Source organism: Salimicrobium salexigens, from assembly GCF_900156705.1.
Classification (GTDB): Bacteria; Bacillota; Bacilli; order Bacillales; family Halobacillaceae; genus Salimicrobium; species Salimicrobium album.
Window position 1 is genome coordinate 71,968 of sequence record NZ_FTOK01000009.1, and the last position, 12,024, is coordinate 83,991.

9 protein-coding genes are annotated in these 12,024 nt (G+C 51.9%); 8 read left to right on the forward strand and 1 reads right to left on the reverse strand.

The features are described from left to right. Positions 1-2: 2 nt before the first annotated feature. From BW931_RS11095 to mqo, 4 genes are all read left to right on the forward strand, one after another. Entirely contained in the window at positions 3-680 is a 678-nt protein-coding gene (locus tag BW931_RS11095) for a 3-oxoacid CoA-transferase subunit B (RefSeq protein ID WP_076572341.1), read from the forward strand. 15 nt (positions 681-695) lie between these two features. Next, on the forward strand, positions 696-1,469 hold the full coding sequence (locus tag BW931_RS11100; RefSeq protein ID WP_076572343.1) for a 3-hydroxybutyrate dehydrogenase: 774 nt from the start codon (positions 696-698) through the stop codon (positions 1,467-1,469). Between the two features lie 33 nt (positions 1,470-1,502). Continuing rightward, positions 1,503-2,786, forward strand: coding sequence for a GntP family permease (locus BW931_RS11105; protein WP_076572345.1), 1,284 nt, complete (start codon positions 1,503-1,505; stop codon positions 2,784-2,786). Positions 2,787-2,953: 167 nt separating this feature from the next. Beyond that, complete coding sequence (mqo, locus tag BW931_RS11110) at positions 2,954-4,459, forward strand: malate dehydrogenase (quinone) (RefSeq protein ID WP_200802048.1); 1,506 nt, start codon at positions 2,954-2,956, stop codon at positions 4,457-4,459. 480 nt (positions 4,460-4,939) lie between these two features. Here mqo and BW931_RS11115 read toward each other — a convergent pair whose 3' ends face one another. Next, a complete protein-coding gene (locus BW931_RS11115) occupies positions 4,940-5,830 on the reverse strand; it encodes a fructose bisphosphate aldolase (RefSeq protein WP_076572349.1) in 891 nt (296 codons plus the stop codon). A gap of 251 nt (positions 5,831-6,081) precedes the next feature. On the opposite strand from BW931_RS11115, the gene BW931_RS11120 reads away from it, so the two are divergent. The 4 genes from BW931_RS11120 to BW931_RS11135 all read left to right on the forward strand — a co-directional run bounded on the left by BW931_RS11120 (position 6,082) and on the right by BW931_RS11135 (position 11,880). After that, a complete protein-coding gene (locus tag BW931_RS11120) occupies positions 6,082-7,014 on the forward strand; it encodes an NADP-dependent oxidoreductase (RefSeq protein ID WP_076572351.1) in 933 nt (310 codons plus the stop codon). Positions 7,015-7,181: 167 nt separating this feature from the next. Further along, complete coding sequence (locus BW931_RS11125; RefSeq protein ID WP_076572353.1) at positions 7,182-8,915, forward strand: IucA/IucC family protein; 1,734 nt, start codon at positions 7,182-7,184, stop codon at positions 8,913-8,915. Continuing rightward, positions 8,912-10,729 (forward strand): IucA/IucC family protein, encoded by a 1,818-nt coding sequence (locus BW931_RS11130; protein ID WP_234972631.1) that lies wholly within the window; start codon positions 8,912-8,914, stop codon positions 10,727-10,729. Before BW931_RS11125 ends, BW931_RS11130 begins: the two co-directional genes overlap by 4 nt. Further along, on the forward strand, positions 10,729-11,880 hold the full coding sequence (locus tag BW931_RS11135) for a type III PLP-dependent enzyme (RefSeq protein WP_076572355.1): 1,152 nt from the start codon (positions 10,729-10,731) through the stop codon (positions 11,878-11,880). Before BW931_RS11130 ends, BW931_RS11135 begins: the two co-directional genes overlap by 1 nt. Positions 11,881-12,024 lie beyond the last annotated feature (144 nt).

Consider the following 12,024-nt stretch of genomic DNA (forward strand, 5'->3'; position numbering starts at 1 on the left):
AAATGAGCACTGTAAAACAGGACAAAGCAGTCCAGAGAGAAAAAATAGCAAGAAGAGCCGAACGCGAAATTGAAAGCGGTTTCTACGTAAACCTCGGTATCGGTATGCCGACGATGGTGGCAAATTATATACAGCCCGGGAAAGAAGTGGTACTGCAGTCGGAAAACGGGCTGCTCGGGATCGGTCCGTCGCCTTATGAATCGGAAGTGGACCCGGATTTGATCAACGCCGGGAAGGAGACGGTGACCGCATCTGTCAGCGGTTCCTACTGCAGCAGCGCCGAATCCTTCGCGATGATTCGCGGGGAGCATCTGGATCTTGCAATTCTCGGCGGAATGGAAGTGGCAGCGAACGGAGATCTGGCCAACTGGATGATTCCCGGCAAAGTGATCAAAGGCATGGGCGGCGCGATGGATATCGTACACGGGGCGAAAAAGATCGTCATCATTATGGACCACGTCAGCAAACACGGGACCCCGAAAATACTGAAGGAATGCACGCTCCCGCTTACCGGGAAGGGAGTCGTGGACCGTATTATAACGGACCGGGCTGTCATCGACGTAACGGACGCAGGTCTCCTACTCCGGGAAGTGGCGGAAGGATTTACCGTCCGGGAGGTTATAGACAGCACGGAAGCACCGCTCGAAGTGAGCGGATCACTGAAAGAAGCGGGTTATTAAAAAGGAGGAGACGAAATGAAAGGACAGATCGTATTTATTACAGGAGCAGCAAGCGGTATCGGTTATGAAGTGGGGGCGGCTTTTGCGAAAGAGGGAGCCAAAGTCGTGCTCAGTGATATAGACGAAGCGAAGGTGAAGGATGCGGCAGGAACCTTGAGAGATTCAGGGTATGAAAGCGAAGGGGTCGTCTGTGACGTAACGAAAGAAGAAGAAATCCAGCAGGCGATCGACTACGTAGTGGATACGTACGGCCGGCTCGACGTCCTGATCAATAATGCAGGACTACAGCACGTGGCGTCCGTCGAGGATTTTCCGACAGAAAAATTTGAACTGATCAACCGGGTGATGCTGGTGGCTCCGTTCATGGCAACGAAGCACGTATTTCCGGTAATGAAAAAGCAGGGGAGCGGCCGGATCCTGAATATGTCCTCCATTAACGGGCTCGTCGGATTTGCCGGCAAGGCCGCCTACAACAGCTCCAAACACGGGGTGATCGGCCTGACGAAAGTGACGTCGCTCGAAGGTGCAGAGCACGGCATTACAGTGAATGCTCTTTGCCCGGGCTATGTGGATACGCCGCTCGTCCGGAATCAGCTTGAAGACCTGGCAGAGAACAGAAACACGTCTCTCGAAAACGTTCTGGAAGACGTCATTTATCCACTCGTTCCCCAGAAACGCCTGCTTTCCGTACAGGAAGTGGCGGATTACGCCCTGTTTCTGGCCGGTGATAAAGCCCGCGGGGTGACAGGTCAGGCGGTTGTCATCGATGGCGGGTACACGGCTCAGTAAATACGGAATGTAAACTAAAGGAGGAGTAAACACATGTTTGGAATTTTTCTTGGACTCGCCGTATTAATGGTTCTCGCCTATATCGGATGGTCGATTATCTGGGTGGCGCCGATTGCTGCCGGAGTCGTGGCGCTTACGGGCGGGCTCGATCTGCTCGATGCCTATAAAGATACGTATATGGGAGGGTTCGTAGACTTTGTGAAATCATGGTTCCCTGTTTTCATGCTCGGGGCCATCTTCGGGAAGCTGATGGAGGACACGGGAATGGCGCGTTCCGTTGCGGTCGCTTTTACGAGGGTTATCGGAACAAACCGTGCTATTCTCGGAGTGCTCGTATCTGCAGCCGTGCTGACGTATGGGGGTGTAAGCCTCTTTGTCGTCGTATTCGCCGTTTATCCTTTGGCCCTGTCTTTATTCCGGGAAGCGGATATCAGCCGTAAGCTTATACCGGCTACCGTGGCGCTCGGGGCTTTCATCTTCACGATGACGGCACTGCCGGGGTCGCCGCAGATCCAGAACCTGATTCCGATGGAGTATTTTGAAACGGATGCGATGGCTGCACCTGTAATGGGAATCATCGCCGGAATTATTATGGCGGTCGGCGGTTACCTTTACCTTCGCCACCGGGAACAGAAATTGAGGGAGAAGGGGGAGACCTTCTTTGAACCGGAGGAAAAAGAGAACGTGGGGGAAGATGAAAAAACGCCGATGTTCGTCCTTTCGATACTGCCGCTTTTGACCGTCCTTCTAACGCTGAACCTGCTGCAGTGGGATATCGTCACCGCCCTCATTTCCGGCATCGTTCTGATCATGCTGTTGAACGTTACGAAGTACGCGAAATTCATCGGGGCGATGAACAAAGGGGCGAGCGGTTCGGTGCTTGCAATCATCAATACGAGCGCGGCTGTCGGTTTCGGTACCGTAGTCCGGGAAGTGCCGGGATTTGAACGTCTGACGGAAATGCTCATGGGTGTCAAAGGGAACCCGCTCATCTCGGAGGCGGTTGCAGTCAACGTTCTTGCAGGAGCGACGGGGTCTGCTTCCGGAGGAATGGGGATCGCCCTTGAGGCACTCGGTTCCAAATACTATCAGATAGCTCTCGAGACAGGCATAAGTCCGGAAGCTTTCCACCGGGTAGCCTCCCTCTCTTCGGGCGGACTGGATGCACTTCCGCATAACGGAGCGGTCCTTACTCTTTTCGCTATTACAGGGATGACTCATAAAGACAGTTATCGCGATATTTTTGTCGTAGCCATCCTTATCCCTATCATTTCCGTAGCCGTGGTCATTCTGCTTAACACTATCGGTGTTCTTTAATAAATGCTTAATAAATAAGAAGGTTCGAGGGTTGTATATTTAATTTTGATGCCAATAGTGGTAAACTGTTTATGGAATAAAATATACTGGAAAAGATGTACATTCAGTGAAGCCTAGCCTGCAACGATGCATCTTTTCTTCAATACATAGGGAGAAGGATCGGACATATGAGTAATCAACGTACACAAAAAGAAGTCATTTTGATTGGTGCCGGGATTATGAGTGCCACGTTGGCAACGCTTTTGAAGGAACTGGCTCCTGAGTGGAACATTAAAGTATTCGAACGGCTCGATGAACCGGGCAGAGAAAGCTCGAACGTGTGGAACAACGCCGGGACGGGTCACGCAGCCCTGTGTGAACTGAACTACACGAAAGAAAAAGAGGACGGCTCCATCGACATCAGCAAAGCCGTAAGTATCAACGAGAAATTCGAAGTATCCAAACAGTTCTGGTCGTTTCTCGTAAAGCAGGGCCTCATCAGGGATCCGCAGGAATTCATCCAGCCGGTTCCGCACATCAGCTTCGTACACGGTGAGGATCACGTGGATTTTTTAAGAAAACGTTACGAGAAAATGATAGCGCATCCACTTTTTGAAGGGATGAAGTATGCGGAAGACCTTGAAACATTGAAGAACTGGCTTCCGCTTATGATGAACAACCGTCCGGAAGGCGAAGCGATCGCCGCTACGAAAATCGACTCCGGCACGGACGTCAATTTCGGTGTGCTCACCCGTCTTCTGTTTGAACAGGCGACTACCGGAAACGTGGACGTCCGTTATAACCAGGAAGTTTCTGACTTGAAACAGCTCGATAACGGAGAGTGGGAAGTGCAGGTACGTAACGAAAAAGAAGGGCGGATCGAACACCATCAGGCGCCTTTCGTATTTGTCGGCGGAGGCGGCGGAAGTCTCCACCTTCTTCAGAAATCCGGAATTCCGGAAGGACAAGGGTTCGGCGGCTTCCCGGTAAGTGGTCAGTTCCTCTTCTGTGATAAACCGGAAGTCGTGAAGCAGCACCGCGGAAAAGTATACAGCAAAGCACCGGTCGGAGCTCCTCCGATGTCCGTGCCGCACCTGGATACCCGCTTCATTGACGGAAAAGAAACCCTTCTGTTCGGACCGTTCGCAGGCTTCTCGCCGAAATTCCAGAAGACAGGCTCTCTTACGGACCTCCTGACTTCCGTGAAACGGGACAACCTGTTTACGATGATGGCGGCAGGAGTGAAAAACGTGCCACTTACGAAGTATCTTATTCAGCAGCTGATGCTTTCGAAGGAAGAGCGCGTCGAAGCTCTCCGTGAATTCGTACCGGAAGCCGTCGACGAAGACTGGAACCTCGTTACGGCCGGTCAGCGCGTACAGGTGCTGAAAGACACGGAAGAAGAAGGACGGGGAACACTGCAGTTCGGAACGGAACTCGTAACAGGAGCGAACGGATCCATCGCAGCTCTTCTCGGGGCATCCCCGGGAGCATCGACAGCCGTGTCGATCATGTTCGATCTGATGAAGGAGTGCTTCCCGGACTATATGGACGAATGGGAACCTAAGATCAAAGAAATGGTGCCATCGTACGGCGTGACTCTCGCAGATGACCGCCAGCTGATTCAGGAAATCCAGGAATACACGACGGAAACACTGAATCTTACAGGACGTATGGCCACAAGCAACAACTGAACGCCATAAGCCTCACCTCCGACTGGGGGAGAGGCTTTTTTGTGTGGCGCCGATTTTTTGCGTGCCCCTGGTGGCCTTTTTCACGGTCCGACCGTCACGATTAGCGGGGAAACGTGCCCTTCGCAGGGAAAAGACGGGCTTGAAGGTAACGATTAGGGAGGAATCGTGCCCTTCGCAGGGAAAAGACGGGCTTGAAGGTAACGATTAGGGAGGAATCGTGCCCTTCGCAGGGAAAAGACGGGCTTGAAGGTAACGATTAGGGAGGAATCGTGCCCTTCGCAGGGAAAAGACGGGCTTGAAGGTAACGATTAGGGAGGAATCGTACCCTTCGCAGAGAAAAGACGGGCCTGAAGGTAACGATTACGGTGTTTTCCTGCCGATCGCAAGACTCCTCCCGCTGCGAAGGTCAGGATAAACCGGACAGACAATTTCACACAAACAAAAAGCCTGTCCGAAAAGGACAGGCTTACATAACAGTGTTTATTTTTTATTGACGGAAGCGTCGTAAATAGAATCTACAGCTTTTTGAAGCGTATTGTTGAATTCTTCATCGGACTGCTTCACTTCTACGTCCGTTACGAGCGCACGGGAGAAGCTTGCGATGATGTTATCGTTCGCTTTCAGTTTCTGGTTAGCTTCATCACGGGAGTAACCGCCGGAAAGCGCTACGACGCGAACAACGCGCGGGTGGCCGGTAAGTTCTTTGTACGTATTCGCATTAGTCGGAATCGTAAGCTTGAGCATTACGTTCTGATCTTCGGACAATTCGTCGAGATGTTTCTTAAGCTCGACTTTGAGAATTTCCTCGGACTTCACTTTATCGGAACTGTCGATATCCACTTCCGGCTCGACGATAGGAATCATGTCGTAGCTCAATACTTTTTTGGCTACTTCGAACTGCTGGTTTACAAGTTCTTTGATTCCTTCTGCATTCGGGTCATGAACGACGGAGCGCTCTTTCGTACCGAAAATGTTACGCTCGTTGCCGCGGCGAAGTTTTTCGTCGAGGTCTTTGATAGGTTTCATCAGCTGAACGCCGTTCTCTTTCTCGGCAAGACCGCTGTCGATTTTAAGGAAAGGAACGATGCCTTTGGATGCAAGGTAGTCTCCTGTGTACTGACCTTCGATTTCACGGTCCATCGTCTGTTCGAAAAGGATCGAACCGATGATTTTGTCAGAGCTGAAGGCAGGAGATGTGATGATACGTGTTCTCATCTGATGTACAAGATCGAACATCTCATCTTCGTTGGAGTACTGATCTTCTCCTACACCGTATGCAGCAAGAGCTTTTGGTGTGCTTCCGCCACTCTGGTCAAGAGCTGCGACGAAGCCGCCTTTATTTTTCATTTGTTCAAAATGCTGTTTGTTCATTCCATTCACTCCTTCTTTTTGATCCTGGTACGATTATAACATGCTTGTGTTCACTCATGAAGCAGTTTGGACGTTTCCTGGTGAAGTAAACGCTTCCTTTTGAAATAAAGGGATCTGAAGCGATTGAGAGAAGGTTTTCGCATAGTTTTTAAGAGGAGATCGGTCGTGGTTTTGTGCAGGACTTTTGACTTTCCTCTCCGATTGCTCTAACTTTCAGAGTAGATTCTTACTCACAAAAAGGAGTGAACGACATGAAAGCAATCGTAATCAATGAATATGGTCATAAAGAACAATTGCAGGAACAGGAAGTTGAAAAACCGACCCCCGGAAAAGGCGAGGTGCTCGTCCAGACGAAAGCGACATCCATCAACCCGATCGACTGGAAAATCCGCGAAGGATATCTGAGACAGATGGTAGAATTTGATTTTCCTCTCATTCTCGGCTGGGACGTCGCCGGCATCGTCGCTGAGACGGGAGAAGGGGTAACGTCCTATCAAAAAGGAGACCGTGTCTTTGCCCGTCCCGACCTGACCGGAAAAGGGACGTATGCGGAATATACCCTCGTTGCCGAACGTCTTCTTGCACCGCTTCCGGAAAATGTCAGTTTTGAAGAAGGAGCGGCTACTCCGCTCGCAGGTCTTACTGCCTGGCAGTGCCTGACGGACGTAACCCGCGTCCAGGAAGGTGAGAAAGTTCTCATTCAGGCCGGTGCGGGCGGCGTCGGTTCCTATGCGATCCAGTTCGCAAAAGAATTGGGGGCTTACGTGGCGACGACCGGAAGTACGAAGAACGTCGATTTCCTTAAATCTCTCGGAGCCGATGAAGTCATCGACTACACGAAAGACGACTTTGCCGAAGTGCTGAACGACTACGACGTCGTGTTTGATATGCTTGGTGGAGATGTTCTGGACAAAGCGTTCGACGTACTGAAAAAAGGCGGACGTCTCGTAACGATCGCCGGGCAGCCGGATGAAGAAAAGGCGAAGGCGAACGATATCGAAGCGACCTCTTTCTGGCTCGAGCCGGACGGCAAGCAGCTCAAGGAAATCGCCGACCTTATGGAGGCAGGAAAAGTCAAAGCGAACATCGGTCACCGTTACCCGCTTACGACTGAAGGACTGCAGGAAGCCCACGGTCTAAGCGAAACACACCATGCCAAAGGAAAAATCGTGATCAACGCCTAAATAAAACATGTATGGAAGAAAAGGGCAGGGGGAAACCCTGCTCTTTATTTTAGGAAATGTGACCTTCGTGCATCCGGAAAACCTGCGAAGGGAAGTAATACTCTTAGGTTACTGCCTTTACAGAATGGGAATAGTTCTTTTAGAAGGAAGAGACAGGAGTGGAAGCTATGAATACCAGTTATGAACAACAGGCGGAGAATTATATTTTCCGACTGCTTCTGCAAAGCATTATTCGTGAAAATCTCGTATCTTTTAACAAAACGCCGCAAGGATTGGAAATAGAAGTCCCGAAAGGCGGTCGCGTGGAGGTGCCGGTGTCACGCACGTACATACTGGGTCACATAGACATCGGGGGAAGCCCGGTCTACGTCGACCTTTCCGGAAAAAGACAGGAGCTTCAGCGGATGGAGGAGCTGCTGATGCTGCTCGGGTTCAGAAATGAATCGTTCGTTAAAGAAATGATGAACAGTGCACTGAATTATGCCTCCGCACTCGAAGCTTTCGATAAAAGAAAAGAAGACGTGCCAACGCATCAGGATACCTGGGACTACATCGTCCGACGGAGAGGGGAGGACCCGGACTTTTCCCCGCTCGTCTTCTTTGAACAGTGGGTAATTGACGGCCACACTACGCACCCGGGCACAAGAACGAGACTTCCGATGTCTCCGGAGGACGTGAGAAAATACGCACCGGAATGGGGAGCATCTCCCGGCCTCGTACCTCTGGCCGTCCGCGACGATAAGGTGGGGGAGACGGCGCCTTTTCATACGACGATGACCGGGGCGCTGACAGAAGCGTCAGCTGAGGTCAAAAAGGAATTCGAAGCCCTATCCGGTTCTTATCGTCTCATCCCGCTGCACCCGTGGCAGGCGGACCACACGCTGCCCGTCTACTATAAAAAGGAACTGGAGGACGGGACGATGATTCCGCTGGCTTCCAGGCTTCCCTCTTATGCGCTTATGTCGTTCCGGACGATGGCGCTTGCCGGGTACGGGGCTCCTCATCTGAAGACGGCGATGAATGTACAGATGACGAGTGCCGTCCGGACTGTCTCCGCAGCTTCGACGAGGAACGCGCCGGTCATGGCCGGGTTGTTAACGGAAATTGCCGGTAAAGATGCTGATATCGGGGAAACGACGACGTTCTCCCGTGATCTTGCCGGTATCTACTACGCCCCGGGCGACGACGGGGACCGTAACTTTTTTGAGAAAAACGCGGCTTCCATTCTGCGGGAAAATCCGGAAGCGTCTCTTAAAAAAGGGGAGATAGCCATGCCGGCAGCAGCATTTATCTCCGCTTCTCCTGTAACCGGTTCGCTTTTGATAGAGGAACTGGCGGGGGAGACGACGGAAGAAGCCTTTATTTCTTTTCTTGAAACATATGCACGTGTGCTGCTGCCGGGAGTGACGAGACTTATGAGCGAATACGGAATTGCCATGGAGGCCCATCTGCAGAATACTGTTGTCATTTTAAAAGACAGGCGCCCTGTACGTATCGATATCCGTGACTGCGGAGGTGTGCGTATCCTGCCGGAGCGGCTGAACCGCCATTTCAAGGAAGCACCTATCGACCCGTCGACGAAGCTCCTCACCGATAAGGAAGAAGACCTGACCGATATTTTCTCCCACGCCCTCTTCCATAATCACCTCGGGGAAATCATCATGATTCTCGCCCGCCGGCATGCACTTCCGGAATCAGGCATGTGGGAGACGGTGCGCCGGGTTTTCAGAGAAAGTATGGACGCCGTGGGCACGGCGGAAGCTGAACGTGATCAGGAGAGACTCATGACGCGCCCGGCCCGTATGAAGTCTCTCGTCCGTATGCGACTGTCCGGCCAGTTTACGGATTACGAATTCGTAGACACCCCGAATCCATTTCAGGAAGGAGGTAACCCGGTATGATGAGCCGTCCGATCAAAACGCTGTCCGGTGAAAAACTGCTGGAGGAAGAAAGGAAATGCCTTCAGTTTCTTGAAAAAGATGAACCGGCGTACGTACCCTCGTTCCTCCGCTTCATCTCCGCCGGCCGCAGCGGTATTCTGCACAAACTGGCCTCTGCCGTACTGAGAGAGGGTCTCTACGAAGAATCGTCGGAGGAGTACGGAGAAGACGGTTCGCTTCTCAGCAAAACTCTGCACTTCCCCGGTTATTCGGTCGTATTCCCGATACGGGCGGTATATGCTTTCAATCGTATCGAAACGACAGGAGAGATCACTTACGTAAACGCGGAAGGCGAGACCTCCGTACGGACTGCTTCGATGCTTGCAGGCCTCCTGTTTAAAGAGGAAGAGTATCCGAACCTTTCCTATTTTCAGAAGGAGCTCGACAACGGCACGGCGAACCTTTCTCTTGCCTATGCAGGAGAAGTTGTGCAGGGTGGAGGCAAAAGGAAGGATCATCTGTTTTTTGAACAGCAGGTTACCGAAGGACACCACCTCCATCCGGGCGCGAAGACGCGCCTCGGTCTTTCCTACAAAGACTCTTTCCGCTATTCCCCTGAATTCGGGCACACGTTTCCTGTCCGGTTCGCTGCGGTCCGGAAAGCGAGATGGACTTCCCGTGAGCCGTCGCTTCTCTATACACACTTTTCGGAGTGCTATCGTAAAAGTGAAGAAGAACTGGAGAGGAGGGGATACGAGCCTTCGAACTTTGCTATTGTCCCTGTACACGAATGGCAGTTCATTCATGCGCTTCCCTCTATTTATGAGAAAGAAATCATAGACGGGACCGTCATATTACTGGAAGACGTGTATCTTCCCGTAAAAGCGACATCTTCTTTCCGTACGCTCGTCCCGGTGTCGGGGGAGGGGCCTGCGCTGAAACTTGCGGTGAACAGTCAGATGACTTCCACCGTGCGCTCCATTTCTCCGCAGACAGCAGGGAACGCCCGCATCGTCAGTGAGCTGCTCCATTCTATCTTTGAACAGGAATCATTCTCGGGGTTCACCCCTCTTTATGAACTTGGCGGAGGATCTTTTGCCTCCGATGATAACTTGAAAAAGAGGAACCTGACGATGCTTTTGAGAGAGAACATTACCCCTTATCTCGAGGAAGGGGAAGAGGCGATCGCCGGTATGGCTCTTTACGCGGAAGAGCCGGGCGGGGAGGGGACGATTCTGCAGACGCGCTTTCGTCAGTATGCAGCAGAGAGACGTCTCCCGGAACGCGAGGCCGCTTCGGCTTTTTTTCGGGAGTATTGCGGGGTCGTGCTTCCGCCTTACCTTACACTTATGACTAAATACGGTGTGGCGCTTGAAGGACACCTGCAGAACAGTGTACCCGTTTTTAAAAACGGAGGCATTACCCGCTTCTTTTTTCGCGACTGGGGCGGCTCGCGCTTCTATGAGGCGCGACTGAATGACCGGGGTCTGGACCCGGAATTCATGGAAGGTTCGGTATCTGTTACCGAAGAGGCAGCTTCGATGCACCACAAGCTGTACTACAGCGTATTTCAAAACCACCTCGGTGAAATCATCCGCCAGCTCGTTGAAGCGACGGGCGTGGGGGAAATGGAGTTCTGGAAGATTGCCCGGGAAGTATGCCACGGTACGTATGACCAGCTGGCTTCGGAAGTACCGGAGGAAGCGGAAACGGATCGGAAATTCTTAAAGCAGAAGACCGTGATGCACAAATCCCTTACGAAAATGCGTCTGTACGGAGAAAAAGAGGAGTGGTTCAGTGAAGTGTCGAACCCGCTCTACGAAGGAGAAGAATGATGGAAGCAGTCAGAGAATACATTCAGAATCAGAAGAGTCCCGTCTGCGCCTATATTTATGATCTGCCGGGATTGAAAAAACATGCGGAGACGATGAAAGCCGGTCTTCCCGGTCACTGCCGGCTGTATTACGCCGTAAAAGCGAATCCTGATCCGGAGATTATCCGGACGCTCGAGCCGGTCGTGGACGGATTCGAAATCGCCTCCGGAGGAGAAATGGACCGGACGTGGAGCGGACCGCGTATATTCGGGGGTCCTTCTAAAAAGGAAGAAGAGGTTATGCGCGCGCTTGAGGACCCGGACATGCTTCTGAACGTGGAAAGTTTCCAGGATTTAAGGCGTATAGCTTACTTTGCCGGCAAGGAGGGGCGGAGGGCGAACGTTCTGCTTCGGGTGAATCTAAAAGAGGACGTGTCAGAGAGCCGTCTGAAAATGTCCGGGGTGCCGACACAGTTCGGAGTCGAAGAAGAGTGGATGCCGTCTTTGATCGAAGAAGCTTTTGCCTCTCCCCATATATCCATCCGGGGGTTCCACTTCCATGCCATGTCGAATAATCTCGATGCCGGAGTCCACGTGGCGTTTGCGGAGCTCGCAGTACATAAAGCTCTCCAGTGGCAGGAGGAATACGCTCTCGATACGTCTGTTATCGACCTCGGTGGAGGGTTCGGTATCAATTACTGGAACCCGGAACATCCTTTTGACTGGAGTACTTTCGTGCAGGGTATAACGGAAATCGATACAAAAGGCCACGAGCTGATTCTTGAAGTCGGCCGTTACGTGACGGGAGACAGCGGTTTTTACGTCACGGAAGTGGTGGACGTGAAGGAGAATCATGGGCAGGCATTCGCCGTAGTCCGGGGAGGGACGCATCATCTGCGGTTCCCGGCGGCCTGGAAGATAAGTCAGCCCTTTTATATCGTGGCAAGAGAGGAGTGGGGGTATCCGTTTGCGCGGCCGGGGATAGAGAACACGGAAATCGTAATCGCAGGGGAGCTGTGTACTCCGAATGATCTGCTCGTGCGCGGGGAGTACGTGGAATCACTCCGGGCGGGAGATACGGTAGTGTTCACCCAGGCCGGGTCATATGCCTGGACGATCTCCCATCATGATTTCCTGAGCCATCCGCATCCGGAGATCGTTTATATCAGGTGAGCCCGGGGCAAAACTGAATAGACACAAAAAACCGAACTGAAGAGTTCGGCAGGCTGTCGAGAAAGTCTCGGCAGCTTTTATTTGTTTTCTGTTTTTTAATAGATCACTTCGTTAATTTGTTATAATAGCTGTAACTTATCAACG

Excerpts from the sequence above, each read along its gene's own strand:
- mqo (WP_200802048.1), top strand. The coding sequence starts at position 2,954 with ATGAGTAATCAACGTACACAAAAAGAAGTCATTTTGATTGGTGCCGGG.
- BW931_RS11115 (WP_076572349.1), bottom strand. The coding sequence starts at position 5,830 with ATGAACAAACAGCATTTTGAACAAATGAAAAATAAAGGCGGCTTCGTC.
- BW931_RS11130 (WP_234972631.1), top strand. The coding sequence starts at position 8,912 with ATGATGAGCCGTCCGATCAAAACGCTGTCCGGTGAAAAACTGCTGGAG.
- BW931_RS11125 (WP_076572353.1), top strand. The coding sequence starts at position 7,182 with ATGAATACCAGTTATGAACAACAGGCGGAGAATTATATTTTCCGACTG.
- BW931_RS11100 (WP_076572343.1), top strand. The coding sequence starts at position 696 with ATGAAAGGACAGATCGTATTTATTACAGGAGCAGCAAGCGGTATCGGT.
- BW931_RS11095 (WP_076572341.1), top strand. The coding sequence starts at position 3 with ATGAGCACTGTAAAACAGGACAAAGCAGTCCAGAGAGAAAAAATAGCA.
- BW931_RS11105 (WP_076572345.1), top strand. The coding sequence starts at position 1,503 with ATGTTTGGAATTTTTCTTGGACTCGCCGTATTAATGGTTCTCGCCTAT.
- BW931_RS11120 (WP_076572351.1), top strand. The coding sequence starts at position 6,082 with ATGAAAGCAATCGTAATCAATGAATATGGTCATAAAGAACAATTGCAG.
- BW931_RS11135 (WP_076572355.1), top strand. The coding sequence starts at position 10,729 with ATGGAAGCAGTCAGAGAATACATTCAGAATCAGAAGAGTCCCGTCTGC.